The organism is Nitrospirota bacterium (genome assembly GCA_040755395.1).
GTDB lineage: Bacteria > Nitrospirota > Nitrospiria > Nitrospirales > Nitrospiraceae > DATLZU01.
On record JBFMAX010000002.1, the window covers coordinates 51,678 to 77,002 of the forward strand.

General features: G+C 60.3%; 34 protein-coding genes and 1 tRNA gene. 13 read left to right on the forward strand and 22 right to left on the reverse strand.

The genetic code is table 11. The features are described from left to right. Nucleotides 1-66: 66 nt before the first annotated feature. Complete coding sequence (locus AB1555_04245; protein MEW6245903.1) at nucleotides 67-747, reverse strand: TIGR02466 family protein; 681 nt, start codon at nucleotides 745-747, stop codon at nucleotides 67-69. 108 nt (nucleotides 748-855) lie between these two features. On the opposite strand from AB1555_04245, the gene AB1555_04250 reads away from it, so the two are divergent. The 3 genes from AB1555_04250 (at nucleotide 856) to AB1555_04260 (ending at nucleotide 3,344) form a co-directional block, all read left to right on the forward strand. Beyond that, on the forward strand, nucleotides 856-1,788 hold the full coding sequence (locus AB1555_04250) for a PhzF family phenazine biosynthesis protein (protein ID MEW6245904.1): 933 nt from the start codon (nucleotides 856-858) through the stop codon (nucleotides 1,786-1,788). 74 nt (nucleotides 1,789-1,862) lie between these two features. Next, on the forward strand, nucleotides 1,863-2,894 hold the full coding sequence (locus AB1555_04255) for a zinc-binding dehydrogenase (protein MEW6245905.1): 1,032 nt from the start codon (nucleotides 1,863-1,865) through the stop codon (nucleotides 2,892-2,894). A 48-nt stretch (nucleotides 2,895-2,942) separates the two neighbouring features. Then, nucleotides 2,943-3,344 carry a CBS domain-containing protein gene (locus AB1555_04260; GenBank protein MEW6245906.1) on the forward strand — a complete coding sequence of 134 codons (402 nt, stop codon included), beginning with the start codon at nucleotides 2,943-2,945 and terminating at the stop codon, nucleotides 3,342-3,344. A gap of 87 nt (nucleotides 3,345-3,431) precedes the next feature. On the opposite strand, the gene AB1555_04265 is transcribed toward AB1555_04260, so the two are convergent. The 3 genes from AB1555_04265 to AB1555_04275 form a co-directional block, all read right to left on the reverse strand. Next, nucleotides 3,432-3,887, reverse strand: a complete 456-nt coding sequence (locus tag AB1555_04265; GenBank protein ID MEW6245907.1) for a MogA/MoaB family molybdenum cofactor biosynthesis protein — start codon at nucleotides 3,885-3,887, stop codon at nucleotides 3,432-3,434. Nucleotides 3,888-3,967: 80 nt separating this feature from the next. Continuing rightward, complete coding sequence (locus AB1555_04270; GenBank protein ID MEW6245908.1) at nucleotides 3,968-4,294, reverse strand: (2Fe-2S) ferredoxin domain-containing protein; 327 nt, start codon at nucleotides 4,292-4,294, stop codon at nucleotides 3,968-3,970. Nucleotides 4,295-4,393: 99 nt separating this feature from the next. Then, the gene (locus tag AB1555_04275; protein ID MEW6245909.1) at nucleotides 4,394-4,837 is read right to left on the reverse strand and encodes a gamma-glutamylcyclotransferase family protein; all 444 of its coding nucleotides are present in this window, start codon (nucleotides 4,835-4,837) and stop codon (nucleotides 4,394-4,396) included. An 86-nt stretch (nucleotides 4,838-4,923) separates the two neighbouring features. Here AB1555_04275 and AB1555_04280 point away from each other — a divergent pair, with 86 nt between their 5' ends. Together AB1555_04280 and AB1555_04285 are read left to right on the forward strand one after the other, a co-directional pair. Beyond that, on the forward strand, nucleotides 4,924-5,808 hold the full coding sequence (locus tag AB1555_04280; GenBank protein ID MEW6245910.1) for a hypothetical protein: 885 nt from the start codon (nucleotides 4,924-4,926) through the stop codon (nucleotides 5,806-5,808). 57 nt (nucleotides 5,809-5,865) lie between these two features. Beyond that, a complete protein-coding gene (locus tag AB1555_04285; protein MEW6245911.1) occupies nucleotides 5,866-6,309 on the forward strand; it encodes a hypothetical protein in 444 nt (147 codons plus the stop codon). On the opposite strand, the gene AB1555_04290 is transcribed toward AB1555_04285, so the two are convergent. Beyond that, entirely contained in the window at nucleotides 6,289-6,609 is a 321-nt protein-coding gene (locus AB1555_04290) for a Rieske (2Fe-2S) protein (GenBank protein ID MEW6245912.1), read from the reverse strand. The genes AB1555_04285 and AB1555_04290 overlap by 21 nt on opposite strands. Nucleotides 6,610-6,798: 189 nt before the next feature. On the opposite strand from AB1555_04290, the gene AB1555_04295 reads away from it, so the two are divergent. Then, nucleotides 6,799-7,344 carry an HNH endonuclease gene (locus AB1555_04295; protein MEW6245913.1) on the forward strand — a complete coding sequence of 182 codons (546 nt, stop codon included), beginning with the start codon at nucleotides 6,799-6,801 and terminating at the stop codon, nucleotides 7,342-7,344. A 112-nt stretch (nucleotides 7,345-7,456) separates the two neighbouring features. Here AB1555_04295 and AB1555_04300 read toward each other — a convergent pair whose 3' ends face one another. Further along, nucleotides 7,457-7,909 carry a hypothetical protein gene (locus AB1555_04300; protein ID MEW6245914.1) on the reverse strand — a complete coding sequence of 151 codons (453 nt, stop codon included), beginning with the start codon at nucleotides 7,907-7,909 and terminating at the stop codon, nucleotides 7,457-7,459. Nucleotides 7,910-8,414: 505 nt separating this feature from the next. Here AB1555_04300 and AB1555_04305 point away from each other — a divergent pair. The 3 genes from AB1555_04305 to AB1555_04315 all read left to right on the forward strand — a co-directional run bounded on the left by AB1555_04305 (nucleotide 8,415) and on the right by AB1555_04315 (nucleotide 10,000). After that, nucleotides 8,415-9,044, forward strand: a complete 630-nt coding sequence (locus tag AB1555_04305; protein ID MEW6245915.1) for a bifunctional precorrin-2 dehydrogenase/sirohydrochlorin ferrochelatase — start codon at nucleotides 8,415-8,417, stop codon at nucleotides 9,042-9,044. A gap of 178 nt (nucleotides 9,045-9,222) precedes the next feature. Continuing rightward, the gene (locus AB1555_04310; protein ID MEW6245916.1) at nucleotides 9,223-9,531 is read left to right on the forward strand and encodes an MTH1187 family thiamine-binding protein; all 309 of its coding nucleotides are present in this window, start codon (nucleotides 9,223-9,225) and stop codon (nucleotides 9,529-9,531) included. 214 nt (nucleotides 9,532-9,745) lie between these two features. Next, nucleotides 9,746-10,000: a hypothetical protein gene (locus AB1555_04315; GenBank protein MEW6245917.1), complete on the forward strand. Its 255-nt coding sequence runs from the start codon at nucleotides 9,746-9,748 to the stop codon at nucleotides 9,998-10,000. A gap of 218 nt (nucleotides 10,001-10,218) precedes the next feature. On the opposite strand, the gene AB1555_04320 is transcribed toward AB1555_04315, so the two are convergent. The 15 genes from AB1555_04320 to AB1555_04390 form a co-directional block, all read right to left on the reverse strand. After that, nucleotides 10,219-11,196, reverse strand: a complete 978-nt coding sequence (locus tag AB1555_04320; GenBank protein ID MEW6245918.1) for an MlaD family protein — start codon at nucleotides 11,194-11,196, stop codon at nucleotides 10,219-10,221. Between the two features lie 17 nt (nucleotides 11,197-11,213). After that, entirely contained in the window at nucleotides 11,214-11,981 is a 768-nt protein-coding gene (locus AB1555_04325) for an ATP-binding cassette domain-containing protein (GenBank protein MEW6245919.1), read from the reverse strand. 7 nt (nucleotides 11,982-11,988) lie between these two features. Then, nucleotides 11,989-12,756, reverse strand: a complete 768-nt coding sequence (locus tag AB1555_04330) for an ABC transporter permease (protein ID MEW6245920.1) — start codon at nucleotides 12,754-12,756, stop codon at nucleotides 11,989-11,991. A gap of 101 nt (nucleotides 12,757-12,857) precedes the next feature. Further along, on the reverse strand, nucleotides 12,858-14,006 hold the full coding sequence (gene alr / locus AB1555_04335) for an alanine racemase (protein MEW6245921.1): 1,149 nt from the start codon (nucleotides 14,004-14,006) through the stop codon (nucleotides 12,858-12,860). 8 nt (nucleotides 14,007-14,014) lie between these two features. Next, on the reverse strand, nucleotides 14,015-14,584 hold the full coding sequence (frr, locus tag AB1555_04340; protein MEW6245922.1) for a ribosome recycling factor: 570 nt from the start codon (nucleotides 14,582-14,584) through the stop codon (nucleotides 14,015-14,017). A 17-nt stretch (nucleotides 14,585-14,601) separates the two neighbouring features. Next, nucleotides 14,602-15,327, reverse strand: coding sequence for a UMP kinase (pyrH, locus tag AB1555_04345; GenBank protein MEW6245923.1), 726 nt, complete (start codon nucleotides 15,325-15,327; stop codon nucleotides 14,602-14,604). Next, on the reverse strand, nucleotides 15,324-15,920 hold the full coding sequence (gene tsf / locus AB1555_04350; protein MEW6245924.1) for a translation elongation factor Ts: 597 nt from the start codon (nucleotides 15,918-15,920) through the stop codon (nucleotides 15,324-15,326). The genes pyrH and tsf overlap by 4 nt, the downstream gene beginning before the upstream one ends. A gap of 66 nt (nucleotides 15,921-15,986) precedes the next feature. Next, nucleotides 15,987-16,775 (reverse strand): 30S ribosomal protein S2, encoded by a 789-nt coding sequence (gene rpsB / locus AB1555_04355; protein MEW6245925.1) that lies wholly within the window; start codon nucleotides 16,773-16,775, stop codon nucleotides 15,987-15,989. 266 nt (nucleotides 16,776-17,041) lie between these two features. Further along, the gene (argJ, locus tag AB1555_04360; protein ID MEW6245926.1) at nucleotides 17,042-18,262 is read right to left on the reverse strand and encodes a bifunctional glutamate N-acetyltransferase/amino-acid acetyltransferase ArgJ; all 1,221 of its coding nucleotides are present in this window, start codon (nucleotides 18,260-18,262) and stop codon (nucleotides 17,042-17,044) included. A 40-nt stretch (nucleotides 18,263-18,302) separates the two neighbouring features. Then, on the reverse strand, nucleotides 18,303-19,397 hold the full coding sequence (gene argC / locus AB1555_04365) for an N-acetyl-gamma-glutamyl-phosphate reductase (GenBank protein ID MEW6245927.1): 1,095 nt from the start codon (nucleotides 19,395-19,397) through the stop codon (nucleotides 18,303-18,305). Between the two features lie 96 nt (nucleotides 19,398-19,493). Beyond that, entirely contained in the window at nucleotides 19,494-19,886 is a 393-nt protein-coding gene (gene rpsI / locus AB1555_04370; GenBank protein MEW6245928.1) for a 30S ribosomal protein S9, read from the reverse strand. Between the two features lie 49 nt (nucleotides 19,887-19,935). Next, a complete protein-coding gene (gene rplM, locus AB1555_04375; protein ID MEW6245929.1) occupies nucleotides 19,936-20,364 on the reverse strand; it encodes a 50S ribosomal protein L13 in 429 nt (142 codons plus the stop codon). A 38-nt stretch (nucleotides 20,365-20,402) separates the two neighbouring features. Further along, nucleotides 20,403-20,879 carry a bifunctional nuclease family protein gene (locus tag AB1555_04380; GenBank protein ID MEW6245930.1) on the reverse strand — a complete coding sequence of 159 codons (477 nt, stop codon included), beginning with the start codon at nucleotides 20,877-20,879 and terminating at the stop codon, nucleotides 20,403-20,405. Between the two features lie 75 nt (nucleotides 20,880-20,954). Then, the gene (locus tag AB1555_04385; GenBank protein MEW6245931.1) at nucleotides 20,955-21,410 is read right to left on the reverse strand and encodes a bifunctional nuclease family protein; all 456 of its coding nucleotides are present in this window, start codon (nucleotides 21,408-21,410) and stop codon (nucleotides 20,955-20,957) included. Nucleotides 21,411-21,662: 252 nt separating this feature from the next. Then, nucleotides 21,663-21,941: a Fe(2+)-trafficking protein gene (locus AB1555_04390; protein MEW6245932.1), complete on the reverse strand. Its 279-nt coding sequence runs from the start codon at nucleotides 21,939-21,941 to the stop codon at nucleotides 21,663-21,665. A 167-nt stretch (nucleotides 21,942-22,108) separates the two neighbouring features. Between AB1555_04390 and AB1555_04395 the strand changes: the two genes are divergently transcribed. From AB1555_04395 to AB1555_04405, 3 genes are all read left to right on the forward strand, one after another. After that, nucleotides 22,109-22,195: transfer RNA gene (locus tag AB1555_04395), tRNA-Leu, on the forward strand. Nucleotides 22,196-22,555: 360 nt separating this feature from the next. Continuing rightward, entirely contained in the window at nucleotides 22,556-23,227 is a 672-nt protein-coding gene (locus tag AB1555_04400) for a hypothetical protein (protein MEW6245933.1), read from the forward strand. 193 nt (nucleotides 23,228-23,420) lie between these two features. Next, entirely contained in the window at nucleotides 23,421-23,684 is a 264-nt protein-coding gene (locus tag AB1555_04405) for a sulfurtransferase TusA family protein (protein MEW6245934.1), read from the forward strand. Nucleotides 23,685-23,713: 29 nt separating this feature from the next. On the opposite strand, the gene rsmI is transcribed toward AB1555_04405, so the two are convergent. Beyond that, nucleotides 23,714-24,499, reverse strand: a complete 786-nt coding sequence (gene rsmI / locus AB1555_04410; GenBank protein ID MEW6245935.1) for a 16S rRNA (cytidine(1402)-2'-O)-methyltransferase — start codon at nucleotides 24,497-24,499, stop codon at nucleotides 23,714-23,716. 21 nt (nucleotides 24,500-24,520) lie between these two features. Between rsmI and ccsA the strand changes: the two genes are divergently transcribed. Then, nucleotides 24,521-25,324: a cytochrome c biogenesis protein CcsA gene (gene ccsA, locus AB1555_04415; protein ID MEW6245936.1), complete on the forward strand. Its 804-nt coding sequence runs from the start codon at nucleotides 24,521-24,523 to the stop codon at nucleotides 25,322-25,324. Nucleotide 25,325: the final 1 nt, after the last annotated feature.

Consider the following 25,325-nt stretch of genomic DNA (forward strand, 5'->3'; position numbering starts at 1 on the left):
TGAACAACGGCCGCTTCTCCACGCCTCTTTTGTAAGGAGGGGATGGGGGAAGTAGGGGAAGGACAGCTATTTTTTAGAGAGGACCGGATCGAGGTTGAAGGCGACGCTGATGCGCGGTGCCGTGCCTGTGTACGTGGCCACGGCGTGGAAGAGCCAACCGGGAAACATCACACACTGGCCGGCCGAGGGGGAGAAGGAGATATTCCGCCCAGCGTCATGCAGCTCGGGCATGGCGTAGCGGAGGTAGGGAGCGAGCATCCTGGGCAAGCAGCCCCGCGGATCGAAGAGCTGCAACTCGCCGCCGCATTTGCCTTCGGATGAAATGTCTCCCACATCCACGTAATACACGCCGGACCAGAAGCTGCCAGGGTGCGGATGGGCGGCGTTGCTGCCTCCCTTGCGCTGCACGTTGGACCAGACTTCGACCACCTGCCAGCCTGGACGTCGTCCAGACGTCCCCGGCGCCCGCTCGGAGAACTCGGTCACCTGCGTCGCCACCTCGATGACGGGCTCGAACAACCGCTTCAAAGGCTCGCCGGCCCAATCCAGCATGGACAGATCGTGCGGAGACGACCAGCCGACGACTTCGTAATCCGAGTAGGCGGGCGTGGAGGCTTCCCGATCGAGGATGGCCCGGCGCAGCTCTGCGTTGATCCGCTCATGGTCCGGAACGGTGAACACGAGGAGGGGAGTCGAGAAAATCGGACGGACGTTGATTTCCATCTCCCGCGCCATGGGCGCCAACATAGCGTCGCGTTCCACGGCAAGTCAAGGCCGGCGCCGCGCGCCCGAGCCGGGGGCCGCCCCTGATCGGTTTGACAAGGGGTTCGGCGCTGACCTACAGTAGCCTCGGCGATGGATGACGAGCCCCGTACCCTCAAGTTCTACCAGGCCGATGTGTTCACCGACCAACCGTTCGGCGGGAATCCGGTCGCCGTTATCCCGGACGTCCAAGGCTTGACCGATCGCGAGCTGCAACAGATCGCTCGCGAGATGAATCTCTCCGAAAGCGTCTTTGTCTTACCTCCTACCGATCAGGCTGCCGTCGCGAAGATCCGCATCTTCACTCCGACGCAGGAGATTCCCTTTGCCGGGCACCCGGTTCTCGGGGCATTTTACATTCTGGGCAAGCTCCAGAGGCTGGCTGTTCGGGAGCCGGTGACGCGCGTCCTGTACGAGTGCAATCTCGGCCTGTTTCCTGTCGAGCTCCACGTGCGGGACGGCGAGATTCTGCGGGTGGTCATGTCGCAACCGAAGCCGCAGTTTCTGGGCCAGGTGGAGGGCGTCAAGGATGTGTTCGACGTCGCGAAGGCCCTGGGCTTGTCGAAAAATGTGATTACCGAGACCAAATGGCCGATCCAAGTCGTCTCGACCGGCTTGCCCGTCCTGATCGTGCCGGTGCGCACGCTGACGGCGGTGCGGTCCATCGTGCCGGACGTGTCGGCCGTCAGCCGGCTCTGTGATCGCTATGGCGCGAACGGGATGATGGTGTTTACGACGGTGACCGTCGACGAGTTGGCGACCGTGCACACCCGCATGTTCGCGCCGCCCATCGGGGTGTTCGAGGATCCCGCCACCGGCAGCGCCAGCGGGGCCTTGGGGGCGTATTTGGTCCATCACGGCGTGGTGGAAGTGGGTCCGACGACGGAGATTACCGCCGAGCAGGGCTACGAAATCGAACGCCCGTCGCGCATACTCATCCAGGTCGAGTCGGACGACGATGCGATACAGGAAGTGAAAGTCGGCGGGCAAGCGGTGATGGTGGTGGAAGGGGTTTTAAAATTCTGAATGCGGAATTCTGAATTAGGAATGAGGAATGTTCTGACAATTTATCATTCAGCATTCGCGACCATGAGGGAGCGATGAAGGCGGTGGTGTTTCGCGAGCATGGCGGGCCGGAGAAGTTGACCTATACGGACGCGCCCCCGCCGCAGGCCGGGCCGGATGAGGTGTTGATTCAGGTCAAAGCCTGCGCGCTGAATCACCTGGACATCTGGATTCGTCAAGGCATCCCGGCGTACCAGATTCCACTCCCGCATATTTCCGGCTCCGATGTGGCCGGGATCGTCGAAGCGGTGGGGGAGCGGGTCGATGGTATCGCCGTCGGGACCCGGGTCTTCGTCTCGCCCGGCCTGAGCTGCTGGCGATGCGAGCAGTGCCTCGCCGGGCGGGATAACCTCTGCCCGGCCTACGGCATTCTCGGCGCGAAGGTGGACGGAGGTTATGCGGAATTCGTCGCCGTGCCTGCCCGGAATGTCCTGCCCATTCCCGGCGGGCTGACCTTCGAGCAGGCCGCCGCGTTCCCGCTCGTCTCCGTGACGGCGTGGCATATGTTGTTCACGTTGGCCGATGTCAAGCCGGGAGAGACGATCCTGGTCATGGGAGCGGGGAGCGGCGTTGGCAGTATGGCCATTCAAATGGCCAAACTCGTCGGCGCGACCGTCATCACGACCGTCGGGTCCGAGAGCAAAATCGCCAAAGCGAAGGAACTCGGCGCGGATGAAGTCATTCAGCATTCAAAAGAGCAGGTGGCGGCGCGAGTGAAGGTGCTCACCGGCGGGCGCGGCGTGGACGTGGTGTTCGAGCATATCGGACCGGAAGTCTGGGAGGCCTGCCTGCATGCGATGGCCAAAGGCGGCCGGCTGGTCACCTGCGGCGCGACGACGGGCGGAGAGGTCACACTCGATCTGCGCTACCTGTTTTCAAGGCAACTGACCCTGAAAGGCTCGTATATGGGCACGCGAGCCGAATTGCTCGCCGCCACAGCGCTGATCGGCCAGGGCAAGCTCCGTCCGGTCATCGACCGGGTCTATCCGCTCCGAGACGCCCGCGCGGCGCAGGAACAACTGCTGAGCCGGCAGGTCTTTGGTAAAATCGTGTTGAGAGTGGAATGAGCGCCGCGAATTCCAACGGACGCATTCTGACAAAGGAGGACCTCATCCATGGCGACCGTCGCGCAGATCATGCGAAAGGACCCCAAACGGATCCCCTACACCATGTCGGTGCGGGATGCGGCGAAGAAGATGCGGGATGAACGCATCGGCTCGTTGCTGGTGGAAAAGAACGGAGACCTTGTCGGCATCATCACCGATACCGACGTGGTGCGCCGGGCAGTCGCGGGAGGCGCGGATCTGAATAAGATGACGGTGCAGGACATCATGACTAGCCCGATCGCGACGATCGAAGCAATGCGAACGGTACAGGACGCCCACGATATGATGGGCGATCTGGGGGTCCGGCACCTGGGCGTGACCGAACAAGGCAAGTTGGTGGGCTTGATTTCCGTGCGCGACCTGCTGGTGTTCTATAAGCGCGTGTCGGAACCGAAGATCATGCAGGACTGATGGAGAAGTAATTGAGTGATTGGTGATTAAGTGATTGTGCAGGCGGGCACTCAAATCACCTCATTACTTAGTTGCTTAATCATTGAGTTACTTGGTGAGCTCTTTGATCAGATGCCCCAACTCCGGCAGGATTAATTTTTCCATCGCGAGCCGGACGGCGTTCATCGAGCCGGGGGTGGAGAACAGAACCCGGCCCCGCACGATCCCTGCGGTGGCCCGGCTCATCATGGCGGGCGATCCGATTTCCTGGTAGGTCAGGTAGCGGAACAGTTCCCCGAAACCGTCCAGCCGTTTTTCCAACATCCCGTCGACCGCCTCGAACGTGGAATCGCGCCGCGAGATCCCGGTGCCGCCGTTGATGATGATCGCCTGAACCGCCTCGTTCGCCACGCCGCTTTCGATGCATGCCTTGATCTGCGCCGGCTCGTCCTTGACGACCTGGTACGCGACGACTTCATGCCCTTGATCCTTCAACAGGCGCATAATGAGCTGGCCGCTGTCGTCGGTCTCCGGCGTGCGCGTGTCGCTGCAGGTAATGACCATGCAACCGACTCGGCGAGGAGCGCGGGCCTTGTGTTCCTGGTGGGAGGGAGTGCTCACAAGATGAACCTGGCAGGGAAAAGTCAGCGCCAGATGGCGTCGGGATTGAGCTTCTGGACGGGTGTGCCCTTGCCGATGTGTTCGTCGAGGATGGCCGGCACGTCGGCCTCGGTCACTTTGGAGTACCAGATCCCGTCCGGATAGACCACGAGCGTGGGGCCGTGTTCGCAGGGACCCAAGCAGGCGGAGCCGGTGACCAACACCTGGCCGGGCTGATAGCCGCGCTCCATCAGTCCCATGTTGAGGGCCATGAGGATGTTGGCCGATCCCGCCGCTCCACAGGATGGCTTCGGATGCCCAGGCGGACGGGAATTGGTGCAGACCACAATGTGATATTTGGGCTTCGGCATGGGTTCTCCTCGTTAATTTTCAGAGCGAATAGCTGGTAGCTGATAGCTAAAAGCTGATGGCTGACATCTGAGGACTGACTGATTGTTGATAGCTGATTTCTAACGCGGCACGTAGGACTTCCACTGCTCGATGCACTCGTCGGGCAACTTCCAGTGCTTAAGCCCCTTCAAGACCCATTCCAGGTAATGTTCTTTGGGCTTGAATTTCCCGATGGGCGTGGCCGCGTGGGTCGTGACGAGCACTTTCTCGCCTTCTTCCGTGATAACGGTGACCGGCAGGTGCCGGAACGCGCCGGGCGGGACATCGCCCTCGAACTCATCCATGAGCTTCAGGTCTTCGTCCGTGATCTCCACCACGATGCCCCAGACTTTTTCGCCGGGAGACGGGACGGCGCTGGCGAGGCCGCAGCGCCATTGGGAAGACCAGCGGCAGAACTGAATCGTGTGGTCGGGCAGATAGGCCTTAAAGAGGAACTGATGCTCCGGCGCCCGCCGCTTGAGCTGAGTCGGATTCAAATTGTCGGCATAGACGAATAATTTCATGCGCGCTCAAGCCTGTGTGATTTCCCGAAACGGGCCTGGTACTTGTAGCATACCCGCTTGTTGGATTGTCAAGTCGATCGGCTGCGATGGCCGAGAGCGTTTACGTCGGTCCGACGCTCCCTGATCGGGAGAGAGCCGGCATTGACTTCCTGCCGGAGGCGAGCCTATGCTTTTTTATGGGCCACTACAGACACGTCGTCACGCGGGCGGGCCTGATCCTCCTTGCTCTGGGAGGGGCGATCCGCGCGGCGTCGGCCGCCGAGGCGGCCGAATTCTATAGCTGGATCACTCCCGATGGGACGATGGTCATGACCGACGATGCGTCCCGTATTCCTCCCGAAGGCGGACGGAGCCCCGTCAAGGTGCACCGGTTCAAAGACAGTCCTCGCGCCGGCCTCTCTTCGACTGTGAGCGACACCTCTGTTCGTGCGACGTTGCCGCATACTGATGCGAAACCATCGCTGGAAACTCGATCTGAAGATCGTCCTTCGGTGATGCGGGATACAGTGGAAGCTGAACCGGCCGACCAGGATATTTCGGTCGTGTCACTCGAGGAGCCGACCCAAAGGACCTTGCCGGACTATCGCTGGGTGTCGTTGACCACCCCCGTGTATCTGACGTCGGGGCCGATCTCGGGATTCTGGTGTCGCCGTCACGTCAAGGACCCGCTCCGCGCCTTGGTTGACCACCTCAGAGCGATGAATCTGTGGACCGGGGCCGGACCGATGACCCTCAATGGCAATGGCGGCTATCGGTGGGGTGTCATCCCAGGAGGGCCGGTGGCCGGAATCTCGGTTTCCTCATCCGGCAATCCGGTGTACGATCAGGTCCTACGGGAACGGCAGGCCGTGATCGAACGCAACTATTTGCTGCTGAAGGCGGCTCAACAGGAAGTCGCCCGTGTGAGTCCGTCCTGCTGCGGGGCTGCGACTTCGAGGACGCACCATTCCCCCAACACGTTGAAGCGCTGACTTGCCTTGACTGTCGAGTCTTCCCCCACCCAGCCTTCCGAATCCTCTTCATCGTGGGTGAGAACGATCCACTACATCGGGCTCGGCCTTCTGGTCGCCGGAGGAGTGGCTTATTGGCTGCTCAAGCCGGCTTCCTTGAACCCCATGGCCGATCCGCGAGCGGCGGAAGCCATCGCGCTGGTGCAGACACACCGGGCTCAAGGGGCGCCGACAATCCTGCAGGCTTTGACCGAGCATGTGCGCGCCAAGAAGGCACGGGGCGAAGGCGTGTATTTGGGGGAGTGGCGGGTGCAGCGGCTGGAAGGCGATCTCTATGAAGTTCGAGTCACGATGCGGGAACAGGGGCGGAATCAGTGGTTCGAGCGGGAATTGATTTGGCACGCCGACCTGGCGACGAAACGCGTCAACGCGGCGTCGTTGCCCGCCGATGGATACATGCCTGCCGATGCGACGCCGGGTGCGCCGATGCAGTCCCCGTTCTTACCGGGGGCCGGGCAGTGACACTTTGATCACGTCCCCTTCCACCTGCACATCATAGCGGGCGACCGTGAAATCGGGATTGTCCGGTCGTACGCCGGTCCGCACGTTGAACCGCCAGCCGTGCCAAGGGCATTCCACGATCTCGCCTGAGAGGGTTCCTTCGCCCAGCGGACCCCCCGCGTGCGGACAGGTATTGTCGAGCGCGTAGATTTTCCCATCCACGTTGAACAGCGCCACCAGCAGTCCGCCTTCGGCTTCGACCGAGAGGCAGGAGCCGGGTTCCAAGTCGTTGAGCTTCGCCACCGGAACGAATTGCATCATCGCCGCTGAATCCTCCTTTGTACGTACACACTCAAGCCGTGCGGCTGCGGCCCGGTCGGGAGGCCGGCTCCGGCCTTGCTCCATCGGCCTCACGGCTTGATCTGACTCTCGGATTATGGCATACACAAAGGCGGGCGGGCGGCCCAGCCCTGGCTGCGAGGACGGGGAAGGACGGGGTAAGGAGTTCTCATGGAAATGACCTTGTTGCTCAACGCGACCTACGAACCGCTCCGGGTCATCAACTGGCAGAAAGCCATTACTCTGCTCTGGCAGGGCAAAGTCGAAGTCCTGGAGGTCTATGATCGCGATATTCATGGAGTGTCGATCTCGATCAAGCTGCCGGCCGTGATGCGTTTGCTCAAGTTGGTCCGGCTGAAGGACAGCCATCGAGCCGTCAAGTTCTCGCGCATCAACATCTTCACCCGCGACGGCTATACCTGCCAGTACTGCAACCAGAAGTTCCGAACCGAGGACCTGACCTTCGACCACGTCGTGCCGATCGCCAAGGGCGGCAAAAAGACCTGGGAGAATATCGTCACGGCCTGCTGGCGGTGCAACAACCGAAAGAGCGGCCGGACGCCTGAGGAGGCCGGCATGAGGCTCATCAAGAAGCCGGTCAAACCCAGGTGGAACCCGGTGCTCACGATCACCATCGGCATCCGCAACGCGCCGGAAAGCTGGCGCGACTACTTGTACTGGAACATGGAGTTGGACGCCGACCCGGCGGAGACATAGAAAAGTCAATGAGGAATGTGGAATGAGGAGTGTGAAATGTGATGCACGGAGCAACCCATTACTCGCTTAACACTTCTCAATTCCTAATTCCACATTCCTCATTTCTTCACAGTCAGTATTGCTTATCGATCGTAATCTCCACGTCTCGCCCGCCGACGAGGGTGGGGTTCTTGTCGTATTTCCCTTCCATATCCCCTGGTTGAGGCGGCCCGGCTTGTCCGTCCCGATCCAGCCGCGCGACGACGTCCACCACCCCGCGCAACTCTGATCCCTGTATCATCAGGTCCGCGTTCGTGATCTCGAATTCCACCGGAAACTTGGGACTGTCGATTCGCTTGACGGCGATGGGTCGAGGCGCGCCTTGCGGTCGCCGCACAATGACGAACAGCACGTCGGTCGGCCTCACCTGGTCCGCCAGCGCCGGTGCGATGGTGACGCGTCCGGCGATCACGCCAGAGCCGCCCTGTTGCTCGCAACTGTGAGCCAAGCCCAGCCATGCGGCGATGCCGGCCAGGGCAATGATCCCGGCGGTCATGCCGAATGTGCCCAGTGAGTATTTCGCCACGTTCTGACTGCCTCCTGGCGTTGTATCGGCTCGTGGCTAGCGCGCATTATTCATGAACGCTTCTGCTGCAAACGCGGGTACGCTGTTCCGACGGGCGTGCTCGTCACTCAGTCGGTCAACATACTGCTTCAAGTATGCCTCCCTCCTTCGTGGCTGCGCTTGCCCGTCTCAGAACGCGTCTGCGCGTTTTCGCGACGAACCGTCATGAATAATGCGCGCTAGAGGCCCGAGGCCGGAGGTCGGAATCTCTCTCCCCCTCGCCCCGAGCCCCTTGCCGGTCGCCCGGCTATATTTTTTCATCTTACTGAGTGAGCCACACGTTCATGAATGACTGCTGTGCATTCAAGCCGGCGCTGTGCTGTCGGCGGGGCCGGCTTGAATGAGAGTCGGCGCATTATACAGAGCCGAAGCTGAGGGGAAAAGGGGAGAGTGGAGGGCGCGGTTTACGCTCTGTCACACGCTATTGTATGATACGCGCCGGTCGTGTGAGTTGGGAGGAGGCGCGATGACGGCAAATCCTGGTTTCCCGATTTCATTGGATGTCAAAGGCTGGCCGTGCCTTGTGCTGGGCGGTGACGAGGAAGCGGCGGAAAAAACCCTGCGGTTGTTGGACGCCGGAGCCAAGGTCACGGTGGTGAATCCGACGCTCAACGACACGTTGCGCAAATTGACGGCCTCGGCCAAGGTGATTCACCGGGTCCGCACGTTCAGGACGACCGACGTGGAAAGCGTCATCCTCGTGTTGAACGTCCTTCGCGGCGACCGTGACTTCGCGCGGTCGTTGCTGGACCTGGCCCGCGAGCGGCGGTTTCTCGTGTGGTCGATCGATGAGCCGACGCTGTCGAACGTGATGATGCCGGCGGTGGTGAGCCGCGGCCATCTGCGCGTGGCGATCAGCACCAGCGGCGCCTCGCCGGCCCTTGCGAGCCGGTTGCGGCAGGATCTGGAGCAAATCTTCGGAGAGGAGTTCTCCGCTTTCCTGGACTGGCTGGCCGATCTGCGTGACGAGACCAAAGCCACCGAGGCCGATGCGGAGAGACGGCGCATGTTGCTGAGAGAAGCCGTCAACGGCTTCAAGTTCACCGGCAGCATCGAATATCCCAAGGCCTGGCTGGAACAGCGGCAGAAGGCATGATACGTAAGACGTGACGCGTAATGCATGATGCGATGCACGTGATGCGTGATGCGTAATGCGTGATGAGTAGGCGATGGCTCAAGCTGACTGCTGACGGCTGAGAGCTGACAACTGAAAGCTGATAGCTGACCCCCTGACCGCTGATATCTGACAGCACGCAAAGGAGAGTTTTACCACCATGGTCTTGCTCGAATTCAGCATGTCGCCGCTCGGCAAAGGCGAGAGTGTCGGCAAGTACGTGTCGCGCTCGCTGGACATCATCGACAAGAGCGGCGTGGAGTATCGTCTCAACCCCATGGGCACGGTCCTGGAAGGGGAGTGGGACGAAGTGTTCGGCGTCGTCAAGAAATGTTATGAGCGGATGAAGAAAGACTGTAACCGCATTTCCTGCACGATCAAAGTCGACTACCGCAAGGGCCACAAGGGCCGTCTCACCAGCAAAGTCGCCAGCGTCGAAAAGCATCTCAAACGGAAACTGAAAGTCTAGCGGAGAGAGGGCGGCTGGATCGCCCTTCGTGCTCGCAGAACGCGCACCGTTGCCTGGGAATAGTTTCGGACCCGGAGACACAACAGAACCGCCACTGTGGCCGGTCTGTCTCGCCTCTCAGGTGTTTTTCTCCCTTGAATGCCGGAATTTGCCGGATCGTGCTTCCTCCGGATCGTGGTTAACCTACGAGCGAGACCCTGAGTGGGAGGAGGCCATGGAGTATATCCCGATCCAGATTATCTCGCGCATCGAATGGTGCCGCCTCCAGCAAAAACTCGCATCCGTGACGCAGGAAGAGCGTGCGGGGTGGTGGGCTGAGGAAGCCGGCCTGGTGGACGCCTTGTTGGGCAGAGACAGCACAGATTTCATGAGAGAACGCTACCCTGCTCAGTTCGAGTGCTATCAACGTGGTCTGGAGGATGGGCGAACCATCATGCGGCTTGCGTCACAACAACGGCCTGCGGCGTGAATTCAGCGTAGTTGCTGAGTGAAAGAAAGGATTCCCGGAGCCTTTCTCTCCATTCCTAATATCCTTCCGGGTGGCGGCGACCTGGGAGCCCCCACCGGCTGCATGAAGCTAAGCAACGGGTACCAGGCGGAGCGGGGCCCCTCGGGTACCCGCTTGGCGGGTGTGGGCAGGGTGCGAGCACCGCTGGGTTGAGCGGCGAGGGGACCCGCGAACCGCTTTCAGAAAACCGAGAACTTAAAATACTTCTTCGGATTCTTTTTTACATCCGCCACGAACTCTTCCACTTCGGTCAGGAGCTTGTCCGTTCGAGTGTAGAGGTCGTCGCGGGTGACGAGCTTGCCCACCGTCCCTTCGCCGCGCTCGATCTTGTCCAGCAGTTGCTCGCCGCGGGCCGTGAGACTATCCAGCTTGGCATAGAGCGTGGGATCGGCAAGTTTCGCCAGCGTCCCGTTCTGGTTGTTCAGGCGATTTGCGAGTTCGGTCAGCTCCCGCACCGCCTGGTTGGCTCTCGCGTAGAGTTCCTTGTCCGTGACGAGCTTCCCCACCGTGCCTTCGCCGCGCTCCACCTTGTCCAGCAGGGCGAGGCTCTTCTCCGACGCTTTCTCCAGGTTCTCCAGCACCCGTTTGGAGCGATCATAGAGTTCCGGATCGTTCACCAACTTGCCGGTCGTACCTTCGCCTTTTGTAATGGCCGCGAGGGCCCGCTGGACTTCCTGTAGCGCGGTATTGACGTTCTCGATCGTGGCGGAGGCGCCGGACGCCAGGCTGGTGATGTCGGTCTCGGCCTTGCCGGTCAATATGGCTCCCGGCTCCAGCGAGGGTCTGGTCGGCGTGCCGGGCACGATCTCCAGATACTTGTCGCCGAGCAGGCCCAGGGCTCGGATGTTGATCGAGGCGTCCTCGCGAACGTGCTGCGCCACTTCGCGCTTGACGGTGAAGGTGATTTCCACCTGCGGCGCATTCCGGGCGATCTCGATCTTGTGGACGTTGCCGATGTTCACGCCGTTCATCAAGACCGGGCTCCCCACTTTGAGCCCCTGCGTGTGACTGACCATCGCGCGGAACTGCGTCTTGCGGCTGAGCACGCCCAGCCCTTCCTCCAGGTTGAGGATCATGATCATCACGATAGCCAAGGAGATCAAAACCAGGATACCGATCTTGACTTGCACCCAGGTCAGATCAGATCGTCTTGTCATAGCGCATACTCCAAATCCTAATCCGAGTTGCGCCCGGCGTACACGTCCCACTCTTCGGCAGGCAGTGTGGATGGATCCAGGAACCCGCGAATTTCCCTATCCCGGCGGCCGGCCAGTTCTTGCGGCGTGCCCTGAAATCTGATGCGTCCCTTGTGGAGCAGCACGATGCGATCGGCGACGCGGAACGCCAAATCGAGATCGTGGGTGACCACGACTTGGGTCACGCCCTTGGCCTTGAGCTGTAGAATCAGGTGTCCGATGGCGTAGGAATTGATCGGGTCCAGGCCGGCAGTCGGCTCATCGTAAAGAATCACCCGGGCGCCGCTCGCCAGCGCCCGGGCGATCCCGACCCGCTTGCGCATGCCGCCGCTGAGATCGGCCGGCATCTTGTCGATTGCGTCTTCCAACCCGACGAACTGAAGGCTCTGCCGGACCCGCTGCTCGATGTCGTCATCGGACAACGTGCCCTGCTCCCACAGGCGATAGCCGACGTTTTCCCGAACGGTGAGCGAGTCGAACAGGGCGGCGCTTTGGAACACCATCGCCATCTTCTGGCGAATCCGTGGCAGTGCCAGCTCCGATAAGGTGGTGATCTCTTCGCCGTCGATTCGAATGGAGCCCCGATCAGGCTTGTAGAGGCCGAGGATGAGTCTGAGAATGGTCGTCTTTCCCGAGCCGCTTCCGCCCAGGATGACCTTCGTTTCGCCAGACTCGACCTGAAAAGTGATATGCTCCAAAACCTTTCGGTCGCCCAGCGTCAAATCAACCGCATCCAGACTGATCATCCCACCTCTACAGTGCCATAAACAATTTGGTCAGAAAGAAATCGCTCGCCAGGATCAAGATGGAGGAAGAGACCATCGCCTGAGTGGTCGAGACACCTACGCCTACCGTACCGCCTTTGGTCGAGAAGCCAGCATAGCACCCGACCATGGCGATCAAAAATCCAAACACGGCCGGTTTGACCAGGCCGAGGATGAGATCTTGTTGCCGGAGCGCCTCAAAGGCCCAGGTCCAATAGAAGTAGGAATCGATGCCCAGATATAGTTTGGCGACCAACCACCCGCCAAAGATCGCGATACCGTCCGTAATGATGGTGAGAAGCGGAATCATGCAGAGGCACGCGATCAGCCGGGTAGTGACCAGCTTGTGGATCGGATCGGTGCCCTCTGCGCGCAGGGCGTCGATCTGCTCGGTGACGGTCATGGAGGCGAGTTCCGACGCGATGCCGGTGCCGACCCGCCCGGCGATCATGAGGGCGGCCAGCACCGGACCGAGCTCGCGCACGACCGAGGTGCTGATCAGGCGCGAAACGTAGATGCTGGCGCCGTAAGGTTCCAATTGAACCGCCCCCTGGAGCGCCAGCACCATGCCGGTGAACATGCCGGTCAGGACGACGATGAACAGCGAGCCCACCCCGATACGGTCCATCTGGAGGATGGTTTCTTGGACGTAGTACGGGGGGCGAAACAGATTGACGATGGTTCTGGCGCACAACAACGTGAATTCCTGGACGACCAGCACATACCCCAGCATTGCTTCCTTCAGTCTCACGACCACCAGATGTCGGCTCGCTGCGGGCCAAGCTCACAGGCAAGGCTCCGACGATTATAGGGTACGGCTCCGGAAGGGACAACGCATGAATCGGTTTGATGCATACGTCATGGGGGGTGCGGCGTCTCAGATTGGTAGGTACGGGGGACGCGCGGGCCGATCGCGCACAACACTTCGTAGGAGATGGTGTCGAGCCACGCCGCGATGTCGTCGGCGGTGATGCGCTGCGCACCCTGCCGTCCGATCAGCACGGCCTGCTGGCCCGGGCTCACATCCGCAAGATCGGTCACATCGACGAGCGTCATATCCATGCAGATGCGGCCGACTACGGGCGCGCGGCGGCCGCCGATGAGCACGGAGGCGCGGTTCGAAAGCAGGCGGTTGTAGCCGTCCGCGTAGCCGATCGGCAGGATCGCCACCCGCGAGGGCCGCTGTGCGATGAAGGTCCGGTTGTAGCTGACGCTGCCTCCCTTGGGAATCGATCGGATCTGGGCGATGGTCGTGGTCAGCGAGAGGACGGGTTTGAGATCGGGGGCCGGATCGCCAGCCGGCAGCGTGTGGTACCCATAGAGCATGATGCCGGGTCGGATCGCCGTGAAGTGTGAGGACGGGTAACGAAGAATCGCCGCGCTGTTGGCCGTGTGGATCAACGGAACAGCCAGGCCGCTCTGTTTGATGTGATCGAGGAGCAGGCGGAATCGCGCGAGTTGCCCTTCCGTATAGTCCCGCTCCTCGCTGTCCGCGTCCGCCAGATGGGTCATCAAGCCTTCGGCGCGCAGAGGACCCTTGAACGCCGGCCTCTGCAACAACGGCAGCACTTCCTCCGGCGCGAATCCCAACCGGCCCATGCCGGTGTCGACCTTGAGATGCACCGGATAGGGCTCGCGGCGGGACCCGAGTTGCTTGGCGAATGCATCGGTCAGACGGGCGTCGTAAAGCACGGGCGTCAGCCTATGGGCGATCAGGTCTGACAGTTGATGCGGAAACACGGCGCCCATGACCAGAATCGCGGCCTCGATGCCGGCTTGACGAAGTGCCAGCCCCTCGTCCAGAGAGGCGACGCCCAATCTGGCGACGCCCAGGCGCAGCAGCGCGCGGGCCACTTCGACCAGTCCGTGTCCATAGGCGTTGGCCTTGACGACGGCGATGATCTCGCACGATTTCTGGATGCGTGAACGGACTACGGCTAGGTTATGGGCCAGCGCGTGCAGATCGATGGCGGCGAACGTCGGGTGGAGATGGGGTACAAGCGACACGCGGCGCGTCAGACTTCCAAAATCTCTTCTTCTTTTTTCTTCAGGACCTGATCGACCTTCTGAATGTACTGGTCGGTGAGCTTCTGGATCTCTTGCTCGGCCCTGCGCCATTCGTCCTCGGTCAGCTTGGACTCTTTCTGCAACTGCTTCAATTCATGGTTGCCGTCATGACGGGCGTTCCGGATATGGATCTTGGTCTCCTCCCCGTGCTTCTTGCACACCTTGATCAGTTCCCTGCGGCGTTCTTCGCTGAGCGGGGGAAGCGGGATGCGGATGATCTTGCCGTCGTTCGAGGGTGTGAGCCCGAGGTCGGACGCGAGCAGGGCCTTCTCGATCTCCTTGATGAGTTGGGGCTCCCAGGGTTGGACGGTAATCAGCCGCGCTTCGGGCGTGGCTAGGTTCGCCACCTGCCTGAGCGGAGTCGGCGTCCCGTAATAGTTCACCTTGATGCCGTCCAGCAACGAGACGGAGGCGCGGCCGCTTCGTATGCCGGCCAGTTCCCGTTTCAAATGCTCGAGCGCCGCTTCCATGCGTTCTCCCGTTTTCTTGCGGACCGGATCAGCGAGTGCCATCGTCATGGGAGCACCTGCGGTTGTCAACGGCCGCCGGCGGTGACCAGCGTGCCGATCTTCTCGCCCTGCACCACTCGTCTGAAATTTCCCTTTTCCTTCAGGTTGAAGACGATCAGCGGCAGGTTGTTGTCCATGCAAAGGCTGATCGCCGTCGAATCCATCACCTTGAGATTTTTATTGAGCACGGAGAGGAAAGGCAATTCGGTGAACTTCTTGGCGGAAGGATTGGTGACGGGGTCGGCTTCGTAAATCCCGTCGACCTTGGTTCCCTTCATGATCACCTGCGCGCCGATCTCCATCGCCCGGAGGGCCGCGGCCGTATCCGTGGAGAAGTAGGGGTTGCCGGTTCCGGCGGCGAAGATCACGACCCGCTTCTTTTCCAGATGGCGGATCGCCCTTCGGCGGATGTAGCCCTCCGCGAGTTGACGCATTTCGATGGCGGATTGGACGCGCGTCATGACGCCTTTGCGTTCCAGGGCGTTCTGCAACGCCAGTGCGTTGAGCACCGTGGCCAGCATGCCCATATAATCTGCGGAGGCGCGCTCCATGCCGGTGGCGCTGGCAGCAATGCCTCGGAAAATGTTACCGCCGCCGATCACGATGGCGACTTCAACGTCCAATGAGACGACGTCGGCGATCTCGTCGGCGAGGCCTTCGAGGACTGAAGGCTGAATCCCGTACCCCTGCTCACCGGCCAGGATTTCCCCGCTCACCTTGAGGAGAATCCGCCGGTATTTGGCAGAGCTCATGCTTGGCCTAATTGATAGCGCGTGAATCGACGGATGTTCATATTCTCGCCGATCTTGGCGATCTTTTGCGCCAGCAGGTCCTTGATGGTGACGGTAGAATCCTTGATGAATTCCTGCTCGAGCAGGCAGCGCTGCTGGTAGAACTTCTCCAGCTTGCCTTCCACGATCTTGGCCCAGGCGGCCTGCGGCTTGCCCATTTCCTTCGCCTGCGCCTCATAAATGCTCTTTTCCTTCTCGATGACGTCGGCCGGTACGTCTTCCCGCCTGACATACCAGGGGTCCGACGCGGCGATTTGGAGGGCGAGGTCGTTCACGAAGGCTTTGAACTCTTCGTTGCGCGCGACAAAGTCCGTCTCGCAGTTGACTTCGATCAACACGCCGATCTTGCCGCCTCCGTGAATGTAGGCGTGGATCAGCCCCTGGTTGGTCTCCCGCCCCGCCTTCTTCTGCGCGGCGGCCAACCCTTTCTGCCGCAGATAGTCGATCGCCTTTTCGACGTCGTTCCCGGTTTCGGAGAGAGCCTTCTGACAATCCAGAATACCGGCCCCGGTTTTTTCGCGAAGTTCTTTGACCAAAGTGCTCACGCCAGCCATGCCGCCACGTCTCCTACCGTGTTTCTAGTCCGATGATGATACGACCGATACGCCCTGTTCTGGCCATCACGACGCGGTCTGAACGCTTTCCAGGGCCGCCGGCATCGGCCTGCCTTCCGCGCGTTTCTCGACGACGGCGGGTTCGGCGAACTCGCTCTCTTCGCGTTGCGCGCGGAGGTGGGCGCCTTCGATGCAGGCGTCGGCGATGCGCGAGGTGATCAGCTTGATCGATCGGATCGCGTCGTCGTTGCCGGGAATGGGGTAGTCGATATCGTCGGGATCGCAGTTCGTGTCGACGATCGCGACCACCGGGATACTGAGCCGGTTCGCCTCCTGGACGGCGATGCGCTCGACGCGGGTGTCGAGCACAAACACGCAGCCCGGTAACTCCTTCATGTTCTTGATGCCGGAGAGGTACTTCTCGAGCTTGACCTTCTCCTTCTGCATCTGATTCAACTCTTTCTTCGTCAGGGTCTGATGCGCGGTGTCCGCCAGCGTCGCCTCCATTTTCTTGAGCTTGTCGATGCTGCGGCGGATGGTCTGAAAATTGGTGAGCATGCCGCCCAGCCAACGCTGGTTGACATAGAACATGCCGGCGCGCTTGGCTTCCTCTTCGAGAATCTCCGCCGCCTGGCGTTTGGTGCCGACGAAGAGGACCGACTCGCCGGCCGCCACGGTGTCGCGGACGAAGGCATAGGCCTGTTGCAGCCGTTCCAACGTCTGCTGCAAGTCGATGATATAAATCCCGTTTCGTTCTCCGAAGAGAAACCTCTTCATTTTCGGGTTCCAGCGGTTGGTCTGGTGCCCGAAATGCACGCCCGCTTCCAAGAGATCTTTGATGGTTACCACTCCCATGCCTTCACCTCCCTCCAAAGGCTTGCGGAGCGCCCCTTCACCCGTCGGGTACCCATGTGCATCGTGGAATGCGTATGGGGGCCTGAAGAGCGACGAGAATCGGAGGCGAGAAGGTCCGCCCTTCTTATTCCCAAGCCGCGCGGCATGCTCATCATGCCGGTGTGAATTTGAATAACGAGTGATGTCTCTTCGGCGAGAGACCTGCAAAGCCTTGGCACGCTAGCACAATCACTCCGGCTTTGCAAGCGTGTCGGCGGGGGAATCGCTCAAGATCGATAGCTGGCGTTGATCTTGACGTAGTCGTACGACAAATCGGTCGTCCAGAGACGCGCGCTCCCGTGTCCCAGGCCGAGATCGACCGAGATGGTGAACTCTTTGCGGCGGAAAATTCTCTCAATGCGCCGTTCGACCTGCGCCCCGGAGCCGACCCCTGCTTTGACCATCGTGACCCCGTCGAACGCCAGGGTGATCTGTTCCGGATCGAGCGGAACTCCTGAACGGCCGATGGCCGCCATGATGCGTCCCCAGTTGGCGTCCTCGCCGAACAGGGCGGTCTTGACCAGGCAGGACGTGGCGATCGTCTGTGCGACACGGCGCGCATCTTCATCGGCTCGGGCTCCCGAAACGATGATTTGCACCACCTTCGTCACCCCTTCCCCGTCGCGGCAGACCTGCAGCGCCAGGGAGAGGCAGGCGGCGTCGAGCAGGCGCTGAAAGAGTCTCGCGTCCGACGTATCAGCCTCGATGATCGTGTTCCCGGCCAGGCCGTTCGCCAGACAGAGGACCGTGTCATTAGTGCTGGTATCGCCGTCCACCGAAATGCAGTTAAACGATTGATCCACGGCGGCGCGAAGGGCCAGTTGAAGACTCGGTTGCGTGATCCGAGCGTCGGTCGTCAGATAGGCCAGCATGGTCGCCATGTCGGGATGGATCATGCCGGAGCCCTTGGCCATGCCGCCGACGGTGACCGTTCTCCCGCCGATCGTCCCTTTCACGGCGACTTGCTTGACCTTGAGATCGGTCGTCATAATGGCCTGAGCGGCTTCGGTGCCGCCGCCTCGGCGCAGGCGTCTCATCAACAGGGGAATGCCGGCTCGGATGCGCTCGATCGGCAGCGGTTGCCCGATCACACCCGTCGAGCCCACGAAGACCTTCTCGCGCGTGACGCCCAGCCGAGCGGCTACCAGCGCCGCCATCTCTTCCGCCGCGGCGAGACCTTCGTGACCGGTGCAGGCGTTGGCATTCCCGCTGTTCACGATGATGGCGCGGCCGACTCCTTGCCGGAGATGCAGCCGGTCGATCACCACCGGCGCCGCGGCGATCTGGTTGGTCGTGAAGAGCCCTGCGATCGGCCCCTCCTGATCGGAAACGATGAGGGCGAGATCTTTGGCTTTTTTGTTCTTGATCCCGCAGTGGATCCCGGCGGCCCGAAATCCCTGCGGAGCGGTGACGCCGCCTCGAACGACTGTCACGTGATTGGAATTCATGGGGCATGCATGTGGGGATCGGAACGGAGCAGATCGGTGGTCATGGAAAGACTCCCGGGGCGGTAAGGCCCAGATCCTCCGGCCAACCCATCATCAGGTTGAACGCCTGGATCGCTTGACCCGCCGCGCCCTTCACGAGGTTGTCCAATGCGGCTACCGTGACGATCCAGCCGGCCCGCGTGTCGACGAAGACGCCGATATCGCAGAAATTGGAACCGCGGACGTATCGAGGGTTGGGCATGGAGTCCTCGCACAGGCGGATGAACCGCTCGCCCTTGAAAAAATCCCGATAGAGCGCCCGCAGTTCGGCGATCTCGACCGTGCGGGAGAGCCGGCAATAAGCCGTGCTCAGGATTCCGCGATTCATGGGGACAAGATGCGGAGTGAACATCACACGAAGCGATGGCGCGGTCCAGGCTTGTCCGTCTGTTCCTCGACCTCGGCCGGTCATGAGGGTCAGGAGTTCCTGCTCGATCTCGGGAATGTGCCGGTGCTGGCCGATCTTATAGGGTTCCAACGATTCGTGCGCTTCCGGAAAATGATAGGGCAGGGCCGAGCTGCGGCCGGCTCCCGAGATCCCCGACTTGGCGTCGATCACGATGCTGTCCGGTTGAACCAGCCTGTTGGCGACGAGCGGCGCCAACTGGAGGATCGCGGCGGTCGGATAGCAGCCGGGGGAAGCGACTAGACGCGCCCGTTGGATTTCCGCTCGGTGCAGCTCCGGCAGCCCGTACACCGCTTCGGCCAGCAACTCCTTGTGGGGATGAGACGTCTGGTACCAGGCTTCGTAGATGGCGGGATCCTTGAGCCGGTAATCGGCGCTCAAATCCACGACCTTCTTGCCGGCGGCCAGGCACGTTGCCACCGGCATCAGTGACTTCGTGTGCGGGAGCGCGAACAGGACCACATCGGCGCGATCGGCGACGGCGTCCGGTTCCAGGGCTTCAAAGCATAGCGGAACAATGGAGGCCAAGCTCGGGAACACGGCCGAGATCGGGAAGCCGGCCGATTTCTCCGACGTCACCACCGTCAGTTCCAACTGCGGGTGTCCGGAAACAAGGCGCACAAGCTCGACGCCCGTGTATCCGCTTGCACCGACCACCGCCGCTCTGATCTTTCCTCGCGAAGGCTGCACCGGAACCTCCCGCACGAAACGCTTGCAATAAAAAGGCGGAGAATAAAAAAGGGAAGGCCGGAAGCCTTCCCTCGTGTGTCTCTCCGCTCCTGGCCGTTATCGCTTTGAGTATTGGAAACGCTTCCGCGCCCCTTTCTGGCCGTACTTTTTCCGCTCTTTAACGCGCGAGTCGCGCGTCAACAATCCTTCTTTCTTGAGCGGTTCGCGAAGCGCCGGATTCATCGTCACCAGTGCCTTGGCGATCGCATGCCGCAGGGCTCCAGCTTGACCGGTCGGTCCGCCCCCGTGGACTGTCGCCTGAACCGAATACTTCCCCGTCAATCCGGTCAGCTCCAGAGGGTGCTGGATCACATGCTGCAAAGTCAGCCGAGGAAACGCTTTCTCCAACGGCTTCTCGTTGATCGTGATCTCGCCGGGTGCTGCGGCCACCCATGCTCGTGCAATGGCACATTTCCGCTTGCCGGTGGCATATTCCGTCATCACTGCCATGCTCTTCCCGCCTCCTTATGCCTCTCGTCGGCTTTCGTGTCTGAGCCCATTACAGGTTGATCGGTTCCGGACGTTGGGCCTGATGAGGGTGCGCTGTCCCTGCATAGACCTTGAGTTTTCTTCCCATCTGTTTGCCCAGCGGCGTTTTCGGCAACATGCCTTTAATGGCCCTCTCCACCAACAGGGTGGGATTCCTGGCGTGCACGTGTTCCGCGGTGAGGACTTTCAGACCGCCGGGGTAGCCGGTATGATCGATATATGCCTTCGACTTGAACTTGTCCCCGGTCAAACGGATTTTGTCCGCGTTCACGACCACCACATGGTCTCCCGTGTCCACGTGTGGAGTGAACGTGGGTTTGTGCTTCCCTCTCAGGAGGATCGCCACCCGAGAAGCCAACCGCCCAAGCGTCTTCCCCTCGGCGTCCACCAGATACCATTTTCGTTTGACGTCGGTTGGTTTCTCCAAATACGTCGTCATGACCAGATTCTCTCCTTCGTCGGCTAGTGATCCAGCCCCTACGCTTCCTGCGCGCCGAAATTTCTCGTTTCGAATTTGGCCAACCACGCATCCAGGTTGCCGCCGCTTCGGCGCCTGAGCACGTCCTCGGTGACGTAAATCGGGGAATGGGTTCTCAGGGCCAGCGCGATGGCGTCGCTGGGCCGCGCATCCAGTGTCCGCTCCACCCCTTTGGAAGCCAAGTGGATCGTCGCAAAGTATGTGCGGTCCTTCACGTCGGTGACCACCACACATTGCACTCGCACGTTCAAATGGTCGACGAAGCTCTTCATGAGGTCGTGGCTCATCGGCCTGGGCGTCACCACCCCTTCGAGCGCCAGCCTGATCGCATTGCCTTCGGCCGCGCCGACCCAGATCGGCAGCACGTCGGTGTGTCGATCGTTCTGGAGTATCACGATCTGCGTCTCGGTGTTGGGATCCGGCACGATCCTGAGCACTTTCAGTTCGATGAGATCACCTGTGTCTTTCTGTTCCATGGCGTTATGAAGGGAATTCAGAGCTTCGGTGGTGTGTGTGAGATAGGTTGACAATACGCGAGAGTCGGCCGTCGATCAGGATTCGTATTTGCCGAAGTCCTCGGGTTTGAGATTTTCCAGCCACTGCTCCAATTCTTCCGACGTCTGCTTGCGGATCACAGCCTCGCTGGCAAAAATCGGCGCGTTAGCGCGCAACGCCAGGGCGATGGCGTCGCTCGGCCTGGAGTCGATGGTGTATTCGGAGTCTTCATACATCAGGTGAATCTTAGCGTAATAGGTGTTTTCATTCAGATCGGTGATGACGACGCTGATAATTTTGGCGTCCACCAAGTCCAGAAACGCCTTCATCAGGTCGTGCGTCATGGGTCTCGGCGCGGCAATGTTCTCCAGGGCGAAACTGATGGCGCTGGCCTCCGACTTCCCGACCCAAATCGGTAACATGTCGGAATTGTCTTCGTCCCTGAGGATCACGATATACGCGTTGTTATAGGGGTCGAACATCAACCCCCGAACTCTGACCTGCGTAATCACGTCAACCGGTCTCCTCTGGCGTGAAGATTTTAAGAGATGATCGACCGACAGAGGTAGCAGGTCAATCTAGCACTTCTCAAAACGGCATGTCAACGAAACCGTCGACCTCGGCGGCCCGACGCACCGGGAACTGGGCATGTCACATGCCTGCCTGTATCGCTCAACCGAGGGGATGAGAGGACAGATAAAGGCGGGAGCAGACCGGATCGTTTCGCGGGAGCGTCTTGTCCTCCTGCCAAAGCCCTTTTCTGTTTATTGCGGAGGACGGTAATTTTGATCCAGCTTGGAAGTGTCGACCGGCTCGCCGAGTTTCAAAAACGCTCGCATCTGCTTTTTGACCAACTCGCGGCCGCTTTCCTCACCCAGGTTCACCTGATATTCATTGATCACCATCACCCTCATGCTTTCCCATTTTTTCCAGCAGCTCTTGCAGACCTTTGCTTTGATCTCCGCCTCCAGCTTTCCCATGAAAAGCGGATCAGTGATGGCCTCTCCCTGTTGCCCACATGTCACGCATTGAACAGCCGTCATGGAGAATGTCCTCCTCGTCGAAAAAGTCCGATCAATATCACCCTCCTCGCCCTCAAAAACAGTCGCATTGTAACATCGCCGTCCGCCGAAAAAAAAGGACCTTCAGCGCATTGACGACCACAGGGGTTCATGTTAGAAGAGCCTCGCTCACTTGTCCGGACGCCGTTGCCCGGATGGCGGAACTGGCAGACGCGCCAGACTCAAAATCTGGTTCTCGCAAGAGAGTGGGAGTTCGATCCTCCCTCCGGGCACCAACCGTGTAACCCCGCTTGCGCACGCGAGAATCCATATGCAATTCGAACGAGGCGCTAGCCCCGCAGCGGCGACGGCGAAGCAACGGTCGGCGAAGGGCGGACAGGGGTGAAAACCGAAAAATTTTCACAAGATTTTCCTCCCGGGATCAGGCAAACGCCTCTTGACATGCCATAGCCGTTGTCCTATAGTTCCGGCAACTTGAGTATGACGGAATCGTAACTTATCAACACATGGATCAGAGGCTGTTTTGTCGTTCATTCTTCACCTTCATCCTTAACTCACTCACAAGGAGGCAGCACATGCGTAAGGTGGTTGCACTAGGAGCTGCGGTTCTCATTGTCGGCTCCGTGAGCGTTGCAATGGCCCAGGAACGCCTGCCGCAACACTCGGGCTTCGGCACAGGGGTCGGTGAGAATGCCGGTGTTGGGTCGCGCTCTCAGATTTGGGATCGGGCCGCGTTCCTTGAGTATCTTTCCCAGCCGGAAACGATTTATGGCCGCGTGTTGGCGATCGATATCCCGGCTGGAAAAATGCATTTGGAAACAGGGGGAAGCTCGCATGACGAGGGGCGGGCAGGCACGGGCGCCCTTTCGTCCTTGACCGCTTACTTCGACGACAAGACGAATATGGATCAGATCAAGGTTCTGAACGCAGGCGATGACGTGGCCTTGCAGGTGGTCGAGGCGACGACGGCGAATCAACCGTTCGGGACGGGCCGAAAATTAGTGCGACAGGTGACTGTCATCCGCGGCAACGAGAAGCTGGCCGGCTTTGGTGGGTTGGGGCAGCGGCCGAATCCTGCTACGGAGCGCGGCATTGAAACGCAGAACCTCAGCGTCACGGGCGGTGTGATCGGTCAGGTGCTTCCGGGCGAAATCAATACCGGGATCGTCAGCCCGATCGGTGAAGTCACGGGTGCCGCGCCCTGCTGGCAGTGTGAGCCGCAGCCGGGCTGGGGCTATGGCTCGAGCAACAAGTCGGACTACGGCACCGATCCGACGAAGCCCAACCTCGTCAAGGGCATCAACTAAGCATCAACAGGTTTGGGACGATCGAGAGAGGGGACGGCCGAAAAGCCGTCCCCTTTTTTATTCCCGCCGGTCCGGTCGGCGCCCGCTTTTCATGCTGCCCGGGTGAGCCGAAGACTCATGGGGACCGCTTGAAAGTGGATGGTTCGCCTGATAGCATCGGACGCGAACTCGACATGAGGAAAAAGCGGAGCCGATGAACCAGCAACAGGGAATATCGCACGTTCAGCCGGATGCGGAGTTGGATCTCCGTGGAGTCATTTGTCCTTACAACTTTGTGAAGACCAAACTCAAGCTTGAGGCGATGGAGCCAGGACAGGTGTTGGCGGTGATTCTGGACGACGGCGAGCCGATCCGTAACGTACCGCGCAGCGTGAAGGACGACGGCCATACTGTCTTGGGCCAGGAACCATTGGAGCAGTCCTTTCGCGTCATCATTAGAAAACGAATGAACGAGTAGGTCGATTCAACCGCCGTTCCCCATCAGACTCATCTCCGCGGATTCTTTCCTTCAACGACGACAGTCGCTTCGCCCTGCAGGAGCCTCCAGCCTGTTCGACGAAGCAAGTCGGAGACTCGGCCGCGTAGAAACCGTTCAGTGGGCTTCGTCATATCCAGGGCGATGAAGATCCGCCGCTCACCGAGGATCGACCGGATCGTCTCCAGAATCGATCGAAGGGACCTCACGGGCGCGTACAGCACCAGGGCGCGATCGTCGCTGCGTCGGGCCTCGAAAAATCGCCGACGCGGAAGGTTCCTTATGGGGACCTGACCGTGAAACGAGAACGAATCACCGGAAAACCCGGAAACCGACAGAGCCGTGGTCGCGGCGGAAGGGCCGGGGATGGGCACGACCCGGATGCCGGCCTCGACCGCTCTGGCGACCAGGAGGCAGCCAGGATCGAAGATCACGGGTGTACCGGCGTCGGCCACCAGCGCGATGCTCTGACCTTTGTGCAGCCGCTCGATGAGCACGGGAATTTTGTCCTCACAGTTTCCGCGGTGATAGCTCGTCAGCGTCGTTTCGATCGCATAGCGATCGAGTAACGCCCGGATAACGAGCGTGTCCTCAGCCGCGACCAAAGAAACGTTCTTCAACACCTTCAGCGCGCGGAGCGTGATGTCCTCGTGGTTGCCGATCGGCATGCCGACTACATACAAGGAACCGACGGGCGCCGCGACGTGTTTCCGCGTGCCATTGGAGACCCTTTCTTGACTCTCATCTTTTGGCGTCGATATAATTCGCAATTCTAAAGCCGCCCGTTTTTTCTGCAAAGTTGAGGGGATAGACCAAGCATGGCGGTCGTCTTCTTCATGGCGACGATGGTGCTCTATTTCACGGGCACTGTCTTCTTTCTTGCCTACCTGTTGCGGCGGTCAGAGGCCCTCTCAAAGGTCTCGCTGGGAGTCACCGCCGTCGGTTTTGGGACCCATACCTTCGCGCTCGCGATGCGGATGATCGGAGCGGGCCAGGCGCCGCTGCCGAGTTTTCATGAGGCGCTGTCTTTTTTCGCCTGGACCCTTGTCCTGGTCTTCCTGGCCGTTGAATTCCGGCATCACATCCACGTTCTCGGGTCTTTTATTCTACCCCTGGCGTTATTGTCTCTCGTGTCGGCCGCCGTCCTGCCGGAACAGGTTCCGACGCTGAAGCCTGTCCTCAAGACCTTGTGGGTCCATGTGGCGCTCAGCATGCTGGGCGCGGTCGGATTCGCGGTCGCGTTCGTCGCCGGCGTAATGTACCTGATTCAGGACGGATTGTTGAAGTCAAAGCGGTTCAATGTCTTGTACGCCAAATTGCCTGCACTGGACTTTTTGGATCATCTCAATCAGCAGTCGATCGTGTTCGGCTTTCCGCTCCTGACGCTGGGCATCATCACGGGAGCGATTTCAGCCGGATTGACGAAGGGTTCCTACCTGAGCTGGAATCCTGAACAGACCTGGGCGCTGGTGACCTGGTTCTTTTACTTTGTCGTGCTCTTGGGCCGCTTGACGGTGGGTTGGCGAGCCAAGCGCGCGGCCTATCTGACCATTATCGGGTTTGCCGGTGTCATCCTGACGTTGGTGGGAGTCGTCCTCAAGGGGCACGGACCGGTTTCCTGAC